This window comes from Roseibium salinum, assembly GCF_026240905.1.
GTDB classification, from domain to species: domain Bacteria; phylum Pseudomonadota; class Alphaproteobacteria; order Rhizobiales; family Stappiaceae; genus Roseibium; species Roseibium salinum.
Window position 1 is genome coordinate 2,338,060 of record NZ_JAPEVI010000003.1, and the last position, 16,979, is coordinate 2,355,038.

General features: G+C 62.6%; 19 protein-coding genes. 9 read left to right on the forward strand and 10 right to left on the reverse strand.

Annotated elements, in window-relative coordinates; all coding sequences use genetic code 11:
- The first annotated feature begins 227 nt into the window (after positions 1–227).
- The 3 genes from ON753_RS15360 to ON753_RS15370 all read left to right on the forward strand — a co-directional run bounded on the left by ON753_RS15360 (position 228) and on the right by ON753_RS15370 (position 1,606).
- The gene (locus ON753_RS15360; protein WP_265963498.1) at positions 228–659 is read left to right on the forward strand and encodes an NUDIX hydrolase; all 432 of its coding nucleotides are present in this window, start codon (positions 228–230) and stop codon (positions 657–659) included.
- 76 nt (positions 660–735) lie between these two features.
- Positions 736–1,143, forward strand: a complete 408-nt coding sequence (locus tag ON753_RS15365; RefSeq protein ID WP_265963499.1) for a TIGR02301 family protein — start codon at positions 736–738, stop codon at positions 1,141–1,143.
- Between the two features lie 190 nt (positions 1,144–1,333).
- Positions 1,334–1,606: a hypothetical protein gene (locus tag ON753_RS15370; RefSeq protein WP_265963500.1), complete on the forward strand. Its 273-nt coding sequence runs from the start codon at positions 1,334–1,336 to the stop codon at positions 1,604–1,606.
- Between the two features lie 328 nt (positions 1,607–1,934).
- On the opposite strand, the gene ON753_RS15375 is transcribed toward ON753_RS15370, so the two are convergent.
- Complete coding sequence (locus tag ON753_RS15375) at positions 1,935–2,573, reverse strand: LysE family translocator (protein WP_265963501.1); 639 nt, start codon at positions 2,571–2,573, stop codon at positions 1,935–1,937.
- 284 nt (positions 2,574–2,857) lie between these two features.
- Between ON753_RS15375 and ON753_RS15380 the strand changes: the two genes are divergently transcribed.
- Positions 2,858–3,514, forward strand: coding sequence for a hypothetical protein (locus tag ON753_RS15380; RefSeq protein WP_265963502.1), 657 nt, complete (start codon positions 2,858–2,860; stop codon positions 3,512–3,514).
- Between the two features lie 250 nt (positions 3,515–3,764).
- Here ON753_RS15380 and ON753_RS15385 read toward each other — a convergent pair whose 3' ends face one another.
- From ON753_RS15385 to ON753_RS15420, 9 genes are all read right to left on the reverse strand, one after another.
- A complete protein-coding gene (locus tag ON753_RS15385; protein WP_265967290.1) occupies positions 3,765–4,322 on the reverse strand; it encodes an NAD(P)/FAD-dependent oxidoreductase in 558 nt (185 codons plus the stop codon).
- Entirely contained in the window at positions 4,256–4,939 is a 684-nt protein-coding gene (locus ON753_RS15390) for an NAD(P)/FAD-dependent oxidoreductase (RefSeq protein WP_265963503.1), read from the reverse strand. Before ON753_RS15390 ends, ON753_RS15385 begins: the two co-directional genes overlap by 67 nt.
- Positions 4,936–5,625, reverse strand: a complete 690-nt coding sequence (locus tag ON753_RS15395; RefSeq protein WP_265963504.1) for a methyltransferase domain-containing protein — start codon at positions 5,623–5,625, stop codon at positions 4,936–4,938. The genes ON753_RS15390 and ON753_RS15395 overlap by 4 nt, the downstream gene beginning before the upstream one ends.
- A gap of 13 nt (positions 5,626–5,638) precedes the next feature.
- The gene (locus ON753_RS15400; protein WP_265963505.1) at positions 5,639–6,712 is read right to left on the reverse strand and encodes a type III polyketide synthase; all 1,074 of its coding nucleotides are present in this window, start codon (positions 6,710–6,712) and stop codon (positions 5,639–5,641) included.
- Positions 6,713–6,917: 205 nt separating this feature from the next.
- Positions 6,918–7,640, reverse strand: coding sequence for a class I SAM-dependent methyltransferase (locus ON753_RS15405; RefSeq protein WP_265963506.1), 723 nt, complete (start codon positions 7,638–7,640; stop codon positions 6,918–6,920).
- Positions 7,641–7,660: 20 nt separating this feature from the next.
- Positions 7,661–8,038, reverse strand: a complete 378-nt coding sequence (locus ON753_RS26820; protein WP_418067950.1) for a DUF3419 family protein — start codon at positions 8,036–8,038, stop codon at positions 7,661–7,663.
- Positions 7,969–8,922 carry a BtaA family protein gene (locus tag ON753_RS15410; RefSeq protein ID WP_418067951.1) on the reverse strand — a complete coding sequence of 318 codons (954 nt, stop codon included), beginning with the start codon at positions 8,920–8,922 and terminating at the stop codon, positions 7,969–7,971. The genes ON753_RS26820 and ON753_RS15410 overlap by 70 nt, the downstream gene beginning before the upstream one ends.
- 176 nt (positions 8,923–9,098) lie before the next feature.
- A complete protein-coding gene (locus ON753_RS15415) occupies positions 9,099–10,292 on the reverse strand; it encodes a L,D-transpeptidase family protein (RefSeq protein WP_265963507.1) in 1,194 nt (397 codons plus the stop codon).
- A 331-nt stretch (positions 10,293–10,623) separates the two neighbouring features.
- Positions 10,624–11,970: a dihydroorotase gene (locus ON753_RS15420; RefSeq protein ID WP_265963508.1), complete on the reverse strand. Its 1,347-nt coding sequence runs from the start codon at positions 11,968–11,970 to the stop codon at positions 10,624–10,626.
- 199 nt (positions 11,971–12,169) lie between these two features.
- On the opposite strand from ON753_RS15420, the gene ygfZ reads away from it, so the two are divergent.
- The 5 genes from ygfZ to ON753_RS15445 all read left to right on the forward strand — a co-directional run bounded on the left by ygfZ (position 12,170) and on the right by ON753_RS15445 (position 16,909).
- Positions 12,170–13,060 (forward strand): CAF17-like 4Fe-4S cluster assembly/insertion protein YgfZ, encoded by an 891-nt coding sequence (gene ygfZ / locus ON753_RS15425; RefSeq protein ID WP_265963509.1) that lies wholly within the window; start codon positions 12,170–12,172, stop codon positions 13,058–13,060.
- A gap of 24 nt (positions 13,061–13,084) precedes the next feature.
- Complete coding sequence (locus ON753_RS15430) at positions 13,085–13,747, forward strand: HD family hydrolase (RefSeq protein ID WP_265963510.1); 663 nt, start codon at positions 13,085–13,087, stop codon at positions 13,745–13,747.
- A gap of 54 nt (positions 13,748–13,801) precedes the next feature.
- Positions 13,802–14,308: a tyrosine phosphatase family protein gene (locus ON753_RS15435; RefSeq protein WP_265963511.1), complete on the forward strand. Its 507-nt coding sequence runs from the start codon at positions 13,802–13,804 to the stop codon at positions 14,306–14,308.
- 40 nt (positions 14,309–14,348) lie between these two features.
- Positions 14,349–15,332, forward strand: a complete 984-nt coding sequence (locus ON753_RS15440; protein WP_265963512.1) for an NUDIX hydrolase — start codon at positions 14,349–14,351, stop codon at positions 15,330–15,332.
- 416 nt (positions 15,333–15,748) lie between these two features.
- Positions 15,749–16,909 carry a cell wall hydrolase gene (locus tag ON753_RS15445; protein WP_465269495.1) on the forward strand — a complete coding sequence of 387 codons (1,161 nt, stop codon included), beginning with the start codon at positions 15,749–15,751 and terminating at the stop codon, positions 16,907–16,909.
- Positions 16,910–16,979 lie beyond the last annotated feature (70 nt).

The window sequence follows — 16,979 nt, forward strand, 5'->3', positions numbered from 1 at the left end:
CCAAGGGCCTTGACGCTGCCGCTCACAGCCGTTTTGGCGTCCTTCGGATCGCTCTGGGGCGGACCGTCTCCTGCGTTGCGAAGACTTGAAAACCGGCCGGGTTTCCTGCATCTTCGCGCCTTGGATACGAGCCGCCCCAGAGCGACCAGTGCATTCAATTTTATGGGTCCGTACCCTAGGCGACGCCCTCATAAACGGGTCGTCCGGTTCGATCGTTAGGGCTCTCAATGTCACGCCTATATCCAGATGCACCCCGCATTGGCGTCAGCGTCCTGTGTCACAGGGACGGCCGCGTACTGATGGTCAAGCGCGGCAAGGACCCTTACAAGGGCCACTGGAGCCTGCCGGGCGGGCTGGTTGAACTGGGCGAGACGCTGCTGGAAGCCGCCGAGCGGGAGCTTTTGGAGGAAACCGGGGCGAAGGCCCATCTCGAAATGCCCGCCGAGACCTTCGATTCCATTCAGCGGGACGCGGATGGCCGTGTTTCGGCGCATTTCATCCTGGCCGTGTTCTGCGGTGCCTACCGCTGCGGCGAAGCGCGGCCCGGCGACGATGCCGCCGACCTGGAATGGGTCCCGCTCGAACGGCTGGAGGACCGGCTCACCACCCCCGGCACGCCGGAGCGGGTCCGCCGTCTCCTCGCCCAGGAGCGCCGATAGGGCGACCCGGCACCATTTCTTGGGATCAGCACCTTTAGTGCTTGCGGCACGCTTTGGCCTTGAGCATCATCGCGCCATGACGGGACGCAAGGCAATATTCGGACATCGGCTGGCGGCTTTGGTGGTCACCGGCCTTCTGTTTACGGGCCAGGGTGCCAGCGCACAGGAGAGTTCCTCCGGCGAACCGCCCTACGAGCAGCAACTCATGCGGCTTTCGGAGATCTTCGGCGCCCTTCATTTCCTTCGCCCCCTTTGCGGAAAGACCGACACTCCGAGCTGGCGGGACCGGATGGAGGACTTCCTGGACGCGGAGACCCTGGACGAAAACCGGAGGCGCCGCTTCATCGAGCGGTTCAACCAGGGATATCGCGGTTTCTCAGTCGCTTACCGCGAATGCACGGATGCTGCCCGTATCGCAATGGCACAGTATCTGAGCGAGGGTGAGACCATCATCAGCGACGTCACCAGCCGCTACGGCCGATAATTCCCGCCGAAATTACCCAATTGTTACAGGTTGGTTAACCTTTTGAATCAAATTTGTGGGTGGATGTTAAGTTTGCGTTCACGGTTGCTTATCAGCGCGGTTTGCCGTGCTAGGATCAAGTCACAAGATTCGGGGCAGGAACACTTTGGAGTTGCCTCCAAGCGTTCGAGAAGAGCCGGTAAGGGAACGAATGATAAACGACGATTACGCTGAAGCGGCAATGGAAGCGGAATTTGCCGAAGACGAAGACATCAGACGTGCTGCTCTCGGCTTTATTTCCGACGCATGGGCCGAAGCTATCGCAAATGGCGTTGATGCCGATGCCGTTGCTCATGCGGCAATGTTTACTGCGCTCGCGGATCTTGTGGCCGCCTATGGCGAAGACGCCGTTGCAAAGCTGGCCGAAGGCCTGCCGCATCGCATTCTGCAGGGCGATTACACGGTAAACCGCGTTCTGCAATAAGAACCGCGGCCATAAAACATGACTGAGGCCGGCCTGTCCGGCCTTCGTGATTCCAGGCTAGAGCATTTCTCGACAATATTGGATCATTTGACCGCGACGATTTTGCCCTCTGGCTAGGCGATTTGCCCGCCGTGGTGTGACCCACCACAAGGGCGAACCAACGACGCCAGAGGGCAAAATCGCCCGGCCCCTTTCACCTTTGTTATTCAATTTCTCATGCTTTTCCAGGGTGAGGCAATATTGTCGAGAAATGCTCCAGGATCATCTCCTCGAACCTTGCGTAAGTGGCGGGTGCCCTGCTTGGTGCCGCCGCATCCGGCCGGCCGGCTCAGCCGAACGTATCCAGAGCCAGGTTAAGATAAATCAGTGCGCCGAAGGCGATCAGGATGACGCCGGCAATATGGTTGGCCCGGTCGAGCCATCGATCGTTGATCCGGGCCCTGAAATGCGACACCGCCGCGGAGACCAGGATCCACCACGAGGTCGCCCCGCCGGCCACGCCCGTCACCATCACCAGCGCGCCGACATGATTGCCGTGCTCTGGCCGGTAGTCCCCCAACGCCCCAAAAATCGCGATAAACGCCAATACGGCGCCGGGATTGGTGATCGCCATGAAAAAGGCCGCCGCGGCATCGCCCAGGAAACCATGGTCCCGGACGTTGCCTTCCTTGTCGAGGTGCGGGTGGGTGTTCCAGATCCTGATCCCGAAGACGATCAGCAGTCCGCCGCCGACGATCTCGATAAGGTCGAACTGGCCTTCGATGAAATTCGTAACGGCGGAAATGCCGAATAGGGCGGCCGTGGCAAAGATCGAGTCGGCCATCACGGCCCCGAGCCCCACATACACGGCCTGCCGGAAACCGCTGTGGACCGCGTGCTGAATGGCCATGATGTTGACCGGGCCCACGGGTGCCGAGGTGAGAATACCGACAAAATATCCGATCACCGCATATTCCAGAAACGTCACAAACGGTCCTTCTCGTTAGGTCCTGCCGCAAACAGGGACGCCGGGCCTGCCGAAAAATATTCCGATTTCGGCACGCTGGAGCATCCTGTGTTCATGTGGATGGTAAACACCGCCGCCCCGAAGCCGGCCCCGAACATGAATGCGCTTTCGATAACGGCCGCACCGTTTCATGACAAGATCGACAATTTCCCATCGCCCCGGTTTCCACACTCCCACGAATTGTTTAAGGAATGGCCCAATGACGCAGGGATGGCCACGGGGGCCGAAACCAGGAGAAGGTCATGATGGCGCGAACGTTTGTGGCGGCGGCGCTGGCCGCCGGTCTGATGTCGGGAGGCGTTGCGGCCAAGACCGTTCAGACGGAACGCATTCCGCTGAACCCGGAGAATGCGGCGCAGGCGGTCCCGCTTTCCGGCGAGGACCTCCCCTCCCCGGAACACAGTGAAAACCGGCCGGCGGAAGCCGTCGATGCAGCCGAACCGCAGGTGCTCTACAACACTGCGGTCCTGCCGAAACCGGTCGCGCGCATGCATGACCAGCTCATGGAGGCCGCGCTTTCCGGCGACATGGAACGGCTGCGCATGGTGCTGGAAAGCAATGAAATGCCGCCGACCCTCTCCTTCGGCGAGACCGGTGATCCGATCGAATTCCTGAAATCGAGTTCGGGGGATGGCGAAGGCTTCGAGATCATGGCGATCCTCGCAGATGTGCTGGATGCCGGGTTCGTCCATGTGGACGCCGGAACGCCGCAGGAAATGTACGTCTGGCCCTATTTCGCCCGCTACCCGCTCGACAACCTGCGGCCGGATCAGAAGGTCGAACTGTTCCGCATCATCACCGCCGGGGACTTTGCCGCAATGCAGGAGTTCGGCGCCTGGAATTTCTACCGCGTCGGTGTCGGCCCGGACGGGACGCTGCATTACTTCGTGGCGGGGGATTGAGATCGCGGTCAAACATTATCCCACAGACTTTTCCTCCAGGACGGTTCAGCTCCCCAGGGTACGGACTCATAAAATTGAATGCGCTGGCGTCAAAACGGCAAGGAGCGGGGAGGAAAAGTCCGCAGGTCGATGCTTGTGCATCGGCCAAGGGCTTTGACGCTGCCGCTCACAGCCGTTTTGGCGTCCTTCGGATCGCTCTGGGGCGACCAGTGCACTAAATTTTATGGGACCGTACCCTAAGGCGATCGCATCACTTGCCGGGACTGAACACCTGAGCCTTGCCGCTCAAGCCTGCGCCGAAAGTCAGCAGCTTCGGCACAGCCTCTATCGTTGCCGCAACAAATCCAAATGCCTCCGGCCTCGAGGCCATCCATGCAACCGTTTGCGACATCCGCAGGCGCGCTTTGAAGTGACGCGACCAGGCGGCCGAATACCGTTGCCCGGCAGCGGCCAGGGCGGCCGGATCGGTGATGTCGACATCGTCCAGCACCTGTGCAAGCAGGGAAGCAGACTGGATCGCCATCGATATTCCCTCGGCAATCACCGGATGCGCCTCCCCCGCCAGATTGCCGGCGCGAAAGATGTCCTCGGCATAACGTGCACGGACAGCCGGGCGGATCGTGCCTGTCGAAAGCCACTTGTCCGACAGGATCGCTCCGGCCAGCGCCTCCCGCACGCCGCGGCAAGTTGCCAAAAGGTGCGCGTGGATCACCTCGGCGGCGTTGCCGTTCCGCCGTTGTCTCAGCGCGGCAAGCGCCTCGCTCCGGATGCAGCATGACAGGGACAGCCGTCCGGCATCGGCCCACACGATGCCGCCATATCCCCCGGAAAGGCAAGCAGTGGCATCGTGTCCCGGGCAAGCGAGGCGCCGCGGAAATGCGCCTTGAAGCCCAGCAACCCGTTGGTGCCGGAGCCTTTTTGCAGGCCAGTCGGAAGTGTGTTGCGCTCCCAGGAGCCGTGCGCGGCAATGACGACCGGCGCGCTGAGCGTCATCGATCCGCCGGAGCCAGTGTCGATGGTGAGCTCATGCCGACCTCGCACCCGGCAAAGCGCCACCGCCCGGCAGGGCTGATACAGTTCGACACCCTCGCGTCCGGCAGCATCGCGCAGAAGGGTGTCATGGACATCGCGGCCAAGCGCCCGGCCGAAGCCGTCACGGCCCGGCATGGGCGCCGACACGATGCGCTGCCCGGCAAACAGTGCAACCTTGCGTATCTCCGGACCAGCGCGGTCGCGCCACGCTTCCGCGACACCCAGACGTTGGAGAACGGGGATGTTGGTGGCCGACATGTACTCTCCGCAAACCTTGCGGCGCGGAAATTCATCCTTCTCGACGAGCGCGACGGACCGTCCCTGCCGGGCAAGTTCGATGGCGGCAGTCGACCCGGCCGGCCCCGCGCCGACGATGATAACGTCGTGTGTCATGGCTCCTGCCCACCGATTGCCGCAAAGGCGTGCGTGAACGGGCCGACAGGGCCCTCGACGAGCACGCGCTCCGGACCGCCGGGCCACAACCGTGTCAACTCCCGACCGCTGAAACCGGCCCGGACGCTCGCCGGCGCGTCGTGACGCGTCACCGCATTGGCGCCGATGATGCCCAATGACCGAGCCGCCAAAAGGGCGAACCGCGAGCGCCGGGGTTCGGTGGCGACGAAGGTTGGCGACACTTTCGCGAGATCGTGCAGCATCGGCTCGAGTCGCGCGTCCTCGAAGTGATGGAGGAACAGGTTCGCGAGAGCGACATCCTGCTGCTCGCCGCGCCGCAACCAGTCGAACACATCGGCAGCGACCACATCTACGGTCCAGCCGAGCTTCGCAATCTGCATGCGCACGTCAGCCGCCACCAGTTGTTGCCGATCGACAAGGGACAGTGCGACGCCCGGCCACGTCGGCGCCATCTTCCGGGCCAGGGCGAGCGTTGCATGGCCATCCCCGCATCCGATTTCCACGAGCCGGCGCGGCGGCTGCGCCACGTGCTTTCGGAGGAGCCGCGACAAGACGGTCGTGTGAAACATCAAGGCGTTGATGCGCCGCAAATCGCGACGCGATGCCATCGCCTCCTCATCGTCAGGAGACATGACGTCGAGCAATTCCGGTTCGACGGTACGCACGCCCGCAATCTCCTCAGGATGCCATCCGGAAGGTCATCGTCTCAGCGGTCAGGCCCGGCCCAAAAGCCATGGCGCACCCCTTCATGCGCGCCCTCGCTGTTTCCAGCATTTTCGCAAGCACAAACATGACGGTCGCTGAAGACATGTTCCCGTATGCTCGCAACACTTCCCGCGACGGCGCTAGCGCCTCGGAACCAAGGTTCAGCGTGCGCTGCACGGCGTCCAGCACCGATCTTCCACCGGGATGCACCGCCCAAAGGTCGATATCGTCGACCGTATCTCCGTGCAGAATTGCCTCGATGTTGCCGGCAAGCACTGAATGGATCTTCGCCGGAACCTGTCCGGACAGTACCATCTCGAAACCGTCCCCGCGCACATTCCACGTCATGAGATCCCGCGCATCCGGAGCCAGCAGCGCCTTGAACCGGTCAATGCGAATGCCTTCTTCCGATGACGTTACCAGGGCGGCGGAGCACCCGTCCCCCCACAGACAATAGGTAAGAAGCTTCTCGAGATCGGTCGTCTCCTTCAGGTGCAGCGTAGTCAGTTCGCAGTTGACGACGAGGACCTTGGCATCCGGTTCGGACCTGATCACGTGGTGGGCGAGCTTGAGGCCGCTGATCGCGGCATAGCAGCCCATGAAGCCCACCAGCGTGCGCTCGACCGACGCAGACAGCCCGGCGCGCTGCACGATCTCGAGGTCGAGGCCGGGCGCCGAAAAACCGGTACAACTTGCAACGATCAGGTGCGTGATTTCGTGGTTGGCCGAACCGATGTCGAGCTTGTCGATCGCCCGCATCGCAAGGTCGGCGGCAGCGGTCTCGTATATGTCCATCCGTGCCGACGTTCCAGGAAAAGCGCCACGGCGGAACATTCCCGCCTCGTCGATGACCGCACCGGATGCGTCGTCAGCGGGGGCGAGGCAGGAAAAACGGTGTTCGATGCCGGCCCGGTCCGCCATCTTGCGAAACAGAGTTTGCTTCCTCGGCTGTGTTTCGAGGTTCGCCGCAGCGAATTGAAGAAAATAGTCATGGACTTCGTAATCAGGCACCGCCGTGGCGATACGATTGATGAAAGCATGGGTCATTCGAGGCTCCATGGCCGCGCCGCGCGCAGCACTTCTTCCTAAACGCTGGAGCCCGACATTGGTTCAGGGGCTCGAACGTGTGGAGATTGCGGCCGAGCCTAATACCAACCGCAACGGCCGGTGTGGATCCCGGGCCGCGACCCGAACGACAAGCAAGAAACAGTCGGAACCGACCGTGATAAAGGATGTGCTGTGCCGTTCCGTCTCAGTCTAGCCGATTTTCCCGGAATTCGCCTTGCAGACCCTCACCCGACAGGGACGCTTCCTCCCGCAGCACGGCGTTCTGAAGCTCGGCATAGGCCGCATAGCCACGGTAAAGAGGCCTGAAGCGCAGGTCCGCGCCCAAGCGTCCGGCAAGGCCCCGCAGTTCCTGTTCAAGATCCGCGCGCGGTGTCACATGGAAGGACTTCAGCCACGCAAGCAGGAGCTTTTTGAACCAGGCGGGCAGCCTCTCCTGCTGGCCGAAATCGACCACGTGGATCCGGCCGCCCTCGCCAAGCCGTGCAGCTCCCGCGGAAAGGGCCCCGCGCCAGATGGGGATCATCGAGAGGGTGTAGGAATAAAACACGCGGTCGAAGGCCTGAACGCCGAGGGCGTCGATTGCCGCCGGATCGGCGGCATCGCCCTCGATCAGGTCGATCCGATTGCCGAGACCGGCTTTTGCGATGTTTCCGGCGGCGGTGTCCAGCATGTGCCGGGAGATATCGAGACCGTAGAACCGGGCTTGCGGATAGCGTTTGGCCGCGGCAATCAGGTTGCGGCCCGTGCCGCAGCCGAGCTCCAGCACCGTTCCGCCCGCAGGCGGCGCCAGCTGCTCGATCAGGTGATCCCGGCCGAGCAGGTAGTATTTGCGGGTCAGGTCGTAGACGTGGCGCTGGTGGCGATAGACGGCGTCCATCAACCGGGCTGTTTCGACGGCTTCGCTCATCGCGTCGGCCAAGCTCCCATTCAGCCTTTGAAGATGTAGAGATGGAAGCCGCCATAGATCGACGACCGGTCCTGCCCGCCGAGGTTCAGGCTTTCCTCTTCTTCGTAGGTCCAGCGGTCGAGGAGCCGGTCCGCGACACGGCCCGGCAGCAACGTCGGTTCGGCCGCGGTCCGGAAGATGACCCGGGCGCCCGGACGGGCGGTGCGGGTGACTTCCGTCCAGAGCGCATTGAGCTGATGATCGGTCATCCAGTCCTGCGCGTCGAGCAGCACATAGGCGTCCAGCGTGTCGCCGGCCAGGGTCTGCAGATGCTCGGTGAAGTTCCGGTTCAAGACCCGCACGCGGCCGGCGCGCTGGCGGATCTGCTCGAAATGCTGCCGCTTGAGGTAAGGCGGCAAGGGACCTGATTCCCCGTCGACCCGCCGGCGTCCGGCGCGTAGCCGCGGCCGAAGGCCTGCCAGGCGAAATAGTTGTCCCGGATCGAGAAATCGCAGGCGAGCTTTTCCAGCCGCTGGCGCAGAACCGCCGACATGTCGCCGTTCGCATTTGCCGAGACCAGCGCATCATATTGCGCCGGCGGGATGCCGAGACCGTAAAGGGACATCTTCTTGGAGGTCGCCCAGCGTACGAGGCGCTTGTCGAAAAGCGGCGCCAGGGCGGTATCGAAGAATGTGCGCTGCTCCTCCAGCGACTTGCTCTTGACCATGTGCCTGGGATCGATGCCGTAAAGCCGCGCCACCAGATGGCCGATGCCGATGAAATAGCCGAGCAGGCCGTGATGATAGAGGTCGCGCGAGAACAGGCTTATGCGCTTGCGGCCCCAGTTGGCCAGGTCCCGGCCTTCCCAATAGGCAAGGGTTTCCGCGTCCAGGTTGTCCTTCAGGAAGCGGTGATAAGCCGCCACGTTGGCCTTCTCGTCGGCCTCGCCGAAGAAGCGGTAAAAGGTCTCGTAGTTCGGAAAATATCGCGCCGCGGCGAGTTTGAGCCGGCCGAGAGCCACATGGGCCCGGTTCAGATCCACCGCGGTGATTTCCGCCGGATTGGCGGTGAGGTAGGACATGACGTTGCAGCCGCCGGAAGCGATCGTGATCATTCTGCTGTCGGGGGTCAGGCGCAGGGCCTTCATGTCCACATCGGGATCCTCCCAGATCTGCGGATAGACCAGACCCTTGAAGACGAATGTGAACAGCCGCTCGAGAATTCCATCCCGGGACGTAGCCTCAGAGCGGTGAACCGCGTTACCGAGACGTTTCTTCGAAGCCGTCAGCGTGCCGTGCGCCATCTTGTTCTCCCGATTGAGCCACGCAAATGAACTGCCTCCCGATACGGCAGGGACGCGACAGTTTGGTGACGTTTGGGGAGAAAGGCCGGTTTTCCGGAAGATTATCTCCGCCATGAGGCGGGAAAGAAAAGATGCCAACGGCCGTCAATCGCGACCGTTGGCAAAATCCTGAGCGATCAGCGGGTGATCACCACGAAGTCGGTGCCGAGGCCGGTGTTGCGTGCGAACTCCCGGTCGGTGACCGTCAGCGACGTTCCCGGTGTCAGCATCTTCGCAAGTTCGTCGGCGACCTTTGCGGAGATTTCGATCCGGTCGAGCACATCCTTGGGCGAACCGCCGCGCTGCCCTTCGGCCGACACCGCAATCCAGTCGACGGCGGCATCCCCCGGCCTGAAATCCAGCGCTGTGAAGACATGCGTGCCGATTTCCCGGTCGATATTCTTCACGGTGACCTGTGTGGCATAGATATCGCGGAATTTGCGGCGGATGCGCAGCATGGCATTCTGCGGCTTTTCATACCCGCCATCCGCCTGGATGCGCGCTTCCAGTGCATCGGTGAGATTGCCCGTCACGGGAAGGTCGGCACCTTCCTGAAAGAGGCTGATCGCGGCGCGGGTCTTGCGGCCCATGACGCCGTCCACCGGGCCGGCATCAAAGCCCATCCGGTTGAGAAGATCCTGAAGAACCTTGACGCGGTTCGGCGGCTCCTGCGGCGTGATGATCATGCGCAGCGGCTGGTCGAAATACGGGTTTTCGGGGAGGATCGCCGGAACGGAGGTCTCCAGCGAAGCTTCCGGAATTGCCCCGCGCAGGGCCGGGTCCGCCTCGATCGTCTTCTCTGAAAGGCTGGCAACGGCGGTTTCAGGCGCAAAGGGCTGGGGCAGAACGGTGTGAGACACACGGACGGGTTCGGCCGCTTGCCTAGTGATGACGACATGCATGCCGCGCTCGGTCGTGCTGTAAAGCGTCTGGGCAAAATTGCGCGGCAGGCGGATGCAGCCATGAGATGCCGGATAGCCCGGAAGCTTGCCCACATGCAGAGCAATACCGGACCACGTGAGCCGTTGCATGAACGGCATCGGGGCATCGTCGTAGAGGTTGGAGAAATGCTTGCGGCGTTTTTCCAGGATCGAGAAGACGCCGGTCGGCGTCGAATAACCGCGCATACCGGAAGAAATCGGCGAGGTCTCGATCAGGTCCGCACCGCGATAGACCTTGATCTGCTGGTCGTCGAGCGACACCAGCATATGCAGCGGCGCCTGTTTGGACGGGTTTTCGCTCGTGTCCGATGATGCATCGTGAGCAGCCGCGGGTGAAAGAGCGGCAACGGACAGGAATGCAGCGCCGGCGAGGCCTGCAAGCATGCCCATCCGTTTATTCCGGTTGTGAAACCTATGTAAATGCATCTCGGAGCTCCCCAACTCAAAAACCCTTAAAGCTCGACTTAACCTGTAATCGGGATCGGTGTAGATCAGGTTAGGAAACACGGTTACCCATTGGTTTCCTTTCTGATTTCCCTTTGTCTTCTCACGTAAGCCAGCTTCACGCTGTTATTCACGTCACAAAAACGCTGGTCGGTATCCGCGTCATTGTGGCGTGTACCGCGTTCAATCCACAGTGAAAAATACGTGAAACGGGCTGGTGCGCCGCTGGCGCGGCGAGATGCCTGGCCGGCGGGCTCACAGAGCCCGCGCCGGGTAGTTACGGCGAGCCGGCGATTCGCTTCAGCCCGTCCATGAAGACAACGGCCTCGCCGCGGGAAGGTTCCGCCAACTCACCGTCCCACATCACGCGCCGGCCACGAACCACGGTGCCGACCGGCCATCCGGTGACCTCCTTGCCGTGATAGGGTGTCCAGCCGCATTTCGAGGCAATCCACTCATTGCGGATGATTTCCTTGCGGCCAAGATCGACAATGGTGAAGTCGGCATCGTAGCCGGCTGCGATCCGTCCCTTGCGCGCCGTCTGGAACAGGCGGGCCGGGCCGGCACTGGTCATGTCCACAAAGCGGGCAAGACTGAGACGGCCTGCGTTCACATGGTCCAGCATGATCGGGACCAGTGTCTGCACGCCGGTCATCCCGGAGGGTGACGCCGGATAGGGCTTCTGCTTTTCCTCAAACAGATGTGGAGCGTGGTCGGAGCCGAAGATATCCAGGATACCCTGCTGCAGTCCCCACCAGAGACGCTCGGCGTGACGCGGTGCACGAACGGGCGGGTTCATCTGCACCAGTGTCCCGAGGCGCTCATAGGCCTCGTCGGTCAGTGTCAGGTGGTGCGGGGTGACCTCGATGGAGGCCACGTCCTTGTGGTCGACGAGGAAATCGATTTCTTCGGCCGTCGACAGGTGCAGAATGTGGATCTTGGCGCCGGTTTCCCGGGCAATGCCCACCAAGCGCTGTGTGCACTGCAGGGCAGCGACCTCGTCGCGCCAGACCGGATGCGAACGGGGATCCCCCTCGACCCGTTCGCCGAGCCGTTCGCGCAGGCGGAATTCGTCCTCGGAGTGGAAGGCCGCCCGCCGGCGGGTGGCCGACAGGATTTCCCGCACCCCCTGGTCGTCCTCCACCAGCAGGTCGCCGGTCGACGAGCCCATGAACACCTTGATGCCGGCAGCGGCCGGCAGGCGTTCCAGTTCGGGAATGTCCTTCACATTGTCGCGCGTGCCGCCGACCCAGAAGGCGAAATCGCAATGCATGCGGTGGTGGCCGCGTTTCACCTTGTCGGCAAGCGCTGCCTCGGATGTGGTCAGCGGATTGGTGTTGGGCATCTCGAAGACCGCGGTAACGCCGCCCATGACCGCTGCACGGGACCCCGATTCCAGATCTTCCTTGTGGTCGAGCCCGGGCTCGCGGAAATGCACCTGCGTGTCCATCACCCCCGGCAGAACGTGCAGGCCCGCGCAGTCGATCACCTCGCCGGCCTGCGACTTGTCGAAGACACCGATGCCGGCGATGCGCCCGTTGCGGACCGCGACGTCACGGACGCCTTCGCCATCCTGATTGACAACGGTTCCGCCCTTCAGGATCAGGTCATAGGTCTCGCTCATGAGGCTTCCTCCGGCAATTGTGCGTGTCGGTTTCTCCGGGCTTATACGCGCCCTCCGCAAAAAGGACCAGATGCCGATCGCCTGATCCATATCTTGCCCACATGGTGCAAAGCGCCTATGTGGCCATTAGATTAGAGCGGGATGAGTCCTGCCGCCTCCTATCAACGGGCCCTGATCCGGCCAGACCGAGGAGTGTTCCTTGCCGACCCCCTGCTACACCCACCTCACCGACCGCACCCTGATCCGGGTCGGCGGAGCGGATGCACATCATTTCCTGCAGAACCTGGTGACCTCGGACATCGAAAGCGCCGACCGTAACGGCGCGACCGCGTCCGCCCTGCTGACGCCCCAGGGCAAGATCCTGTTCGATTTTCTGATCTACAGGTCGGGCGAGGAATATCTTGTCGACTGCCCCGCCGCCGTGGCGGAGGATCTTTTGAAGCGCCTCACCTTCTACCGTCTGCGCTCGAAGGTGGACCTGGAGCGGCTGCCCGAGGAGACCGGCGTCTTTGCCGTGTGGGGAGGAGAGGCGGAGGCCGCCAGTGCGTTGCTGAGCGTGACCGACCCGCGCGCTCCCGCGCTTGGCCTGCGGATTGTCGGCCCCGTTGCCGCCCTTCCCGGCGAACTCGGCGCGGAGCAGGCGGGCATGGCGGCCTATGACGCGCACCGCATCCGCCAGGGCGTGCCCGAAGGGCTGAAGGATTTCGACTATTCCGACATCTTCCCCCATGATGCCGATCTCGACCAGCTTGGCGGCGTCTCCTTCTCCAAGGGCTGTTACGTAGGACAGGAAGTGGTGTCACGGGTCCAGCACCGCGGCACTGCCCGCAAGCGCTTCGTCCTGGTGGAAGGCTCCGATACCTTTTCCGGAAAAGGGTCCGATATCACCGCCGGCGGGAAGTCGGTCGGCACGCTTGGCTCCACCGCCCTTGTCGACGGCAAAATCATCGGCCTGGCCCTGGTTCGTCTTGACAAGGTTGCCCAAGCCAAGGACAACGGCAGCCCACTTCAATGCGGTGATGCGGAGCTTGCGGCCAGACTTCCCGACTGGGCGACATTTACCTGGACGGAGCCGAACACCGCGGACTGAAACCGCGCCATGACCTGAGGACCGATGCCCTCTGCCAGACCCGATCAGCCGCCGCGCGCATGGCAGCGCATGTTGTCCGGCCGGCGGCTCAACCTGCTGGATCCCTCGCCGCTCGATGTCGAGATTTCCGACATTGCCCACGGTCTTGCCCGGGTGGCCCGGTGGAACGGGCAGACATTCGGTAATCATGCCTTTTCGGTCGCCGAACACTCGCTGATCGTCGAAGAAATCGCCCTCAGGCTGAAGCCCGACCTGCCGCCGCATTGGCGCCTGGCGGTGCTGCTGCATGATGCGCCGGAATATGTGATCGGCGACATGATCTCGCCGTTCAAGGCGGTCATCGGCGAAGCCTACAAGGCTGTCGAGGCGCGCCTGCAGGGCGCCATTCACCTGCGGTTCGGCCTGCCCGCGGAAATCCCGCTGGCCGTGAAGAAGCTCGCCAAACGGGCCGATATCATCTGTGCCTATTTCGAAGCCGTCGAACTTGCCGGGTTCGATGACGAGGAAGCGGCCAGGCTCTTCGGCCGTCCACGCGGTTTTCCCCTCAACGGAGAGGGAAAGCTGCGCTACGGGCTTGAGCCGCAGCCGGTTGCCGTTGCGCAAAAAACGTTCATGAAACGCTTCAACGAGATCGAGGCGCTGCGCGAAGCTGGTAACAAAGCCAAGAGCCAGCGCGCAAACGGGTGACCTTGGCAGCGAATAGCCTTAGTTTATCGGCGGAAACGGATAATTGGTTCTGCCATGCTGCACGTATGCTCGCTGTCGAGATTGCCTGAAACGGTCACTGCCACCGGCGCGAAGTCGCTCGTCACCCTAATCAACGCCGAGATGGAGGTGCCGACCCCAGTGGGCATTGCGCCGGACAGGCATCTCAATCTGGCATTCAACGACATTGTCGATCCGGTGGGCGGCCTGATTGCGGTCAGCGAGCGGCATATCGACGATCTTATCGGGTTTATCCGCACATGGGACCGCGAGGCACCGCTGGTCATTCACTGCTGGGCCGGCATCAGCCGGTCGACCGCCGGCGCCTATGTGGCCGCCTGCACCCTCAATCCGGAAGCCGATGAATACCGGCTCGCCGCGATCCTGCGCAGGCAGTCGCCATCGGCGACGCCGAATGCGCGGATCGTTGCCATGGCGGACAGGCATCTTGGCCGGGACGGACGGATGATCGACGCGATCCGCGGCATCGGCCGGGGCGCGAACGCTTTTGAAGGCACACCATTTGTTATGCCACTCGACTAATCGGCCCATTTGTCGTCAGACCTGAACGAGCGGAGAAACGATGCCGCACCGGCAAGCGAATATCGAGATCGGGTTGAACGCCGTCATCGTTGCGGTGTCCGGCGGCATGCCGCAGATCGTCCACGTCGGAGATCCGGAAAACACCGGTCTCGACAGCCTGCCCTTCGGTCCGTTCGATCCGATCCGCCACCGCACCTTCGAAATCGGCCTGCGTGCCTGGGTGGAGAGCCAGACCGCCCTCAGGCTCGGCTACGTGGAACAACTCTATACCTTCGGGGACCGGGGCCGTCACCGGGTGTCGGGCGACGAGGGCCCGCATGTCGTCTCCGTCGTCTATCTGGCGTTGACGCGGCAGACGGCGGATTCGGAAAACACGCTCGCCCGGCACAACTCGGCCTGGCGGTCCTGGTACGATTATTTTCCCTGGGAGGACTGGCGCAGCGGACGGCCGGCCCTTCTGGACCGGGAAATCCTGCCTGCGCTCAACGCCTGGGCCAAGGAACCGCCAACGCCGGGCGAAGCGCCCAAGGCGCTTGGCCGGGGCGAGCGCATCTGCCTTGCCTTCGGCACGGGCGGCGGCAGCTGGGACGAGGAGCGGGCGCTGGAGCGTTACGAACTGCTCTACGAGGCCGGCCTTGTCCTCGAGGCCCAAAGAGACGGCCGCCCGGCCGCGCTTGCGCGCAAGAGCCTTCCGTTCCTCGGATCGGCGATGAACTTCGACCACAGGCGGGTGCTGGCGACGGCGATTTCCCGGCTCCGCGGCAAGCTGAAATACCGCCCGGTGATCTTCGAGCTGATGCCGGAAACCTTCACGCTGACCGAACTGCAGAATTCCGTCGAAGCGATTTCCGGGCGCCATCTGCACAAGCAGAACTTTCGCCGGCTGGTGGAAAATGCCGATCTCGTCGAGCCGACGGGGGCGACATCCACGGCCACCGGCGGGCGCCCGGCGGCTCTCTTCCGCTTCCGCCATCAACTCATGAGCGAACGCCCCGCCCCCGGCCTGCGACTCGGCGGGCGCTAGGGACCGCAAGCGTGCGGTTTCTTGCCCGATCATGGTTACAAGTACTTAGTGATATTAACCATGAACAGGACCTGAACACCCAAACATTCAGGTAATTGCTCGAATTCTTCGCTTATTAACGCTCTTTCAAGGTTAAGCGCACATCTTCAATTCCAGCATTGCCGTTAACCCGGCATTGACTCTGGAGCGATCCGCGTTCGACCGGACGCGGAACAAGTTGCTCCAGCACATTGAAAGCAATCGGCCTTCAGGCGTTTCGCCTTGAAAGCAGGTTGATCTGACCGTCCGGCGTATCGGGGCGATGTGTAACGAGTTGGAGCTGGCTGCGTATGATTGGCCTCAAAACCCGCAAAGACAAGCGGACTACATCTGCTGTGACACAAGACTACGGCCCCGTCCGAGCGCGCATGCGCCGGCTGAAACACGTGCTCGTTGCCTGTCCGCTGGTCTATCTGGGACTTGGCGGCACCATCGGGCAGCAGGATATCTTCGCTCTCATCAATGCGCGCGAAAACGAGACGCCGCGCTGGATGATGGCCCTTGAGCCGGCGAATTTCACTTCCAAGATCACGCCGCAGCTGGCACTCGGCGCAACGCCCGTCCCGAACTACGCAAGCGGACCGGTGCTGACCCTCACCTCCGCGGACGAAGGGTTTGAAGCAAGGCCGATCATCGGACTGGAGGACGTGGCCTATGGCGTCCGCCCGACCGAAGTGCCGGACCAGATCACGACAAACGCATCCGCCAAGGGCGACCGCCAGATGACCATGGCGCCGGACCGGCACATGGTGGACAGGGCCGCCGGCAGTCTCTACGCCATGTCGAGCCTGATCTCCACGGAGAAAAAGCACGAAGACCTGCCCCGCGTCGCCTTCGTCAAGGCGCACCCGTTCAGCGAAAGGGAAACCACGGCTCTTGCGAAAGCCAAGGAGGACGGGCTGCTGGAAGACGGCCCTCTCGACCTGCAGAAGGTGATGATGGCGCGCAACGCCGCCGCCGCCAGCTTCTCGCTGGCCTCCGCCTATGCTCCGGACAGTGTCCGGGATTCCAACGATCCGTTCAACGCGCTCTTCGGCGCCTCGAAATACGAGCAGGATCCTCCGCCCCCGGAAGATCCCGACAATCCGCACTGGTGGGCACAGAAGCCTCTGCCGCTTTCCGTCGGCAAGAAGAAAGAACAGCTCTGCCTGGCCGAAGCCATCTATTTCGAAGCCCGCGGTGAAAGCGAAGAAGGCCAGGTCGCCGTCGCGCAGGTGGTGCTGAACCGGGTGAAGAACCCGTCCTATCCCGATTCCATCTGCGGCGTCGTCTACCAGAACAGGCACAAGCGCAACCGCTGCCAGTTCTCCTTCGCCTGTGACGGCATCAAGGACCGGATCGCCAGCCCGGTGGCCTGGAAAACCGCGCAGCGCCTTGCCCTGGAAGTCCTCGACGGCAAGCAGTACCTGAAGATGGTCGACGCCTCGACCCACTACCACGCGACCTATGTCAGCCCGCGGTGGGCCAGATCGATGGCAAAACGCGGCCAGGTGGGCGAGCACATCTTCTACAAGACCTATGCCGGCGGCTGGAACTGATCCAGGCTTCCTGTCGCCGCGCTTGATCTCCCAGGATCTCGTCTGGGACGCGCGTCAGCGCGGCCCCGGG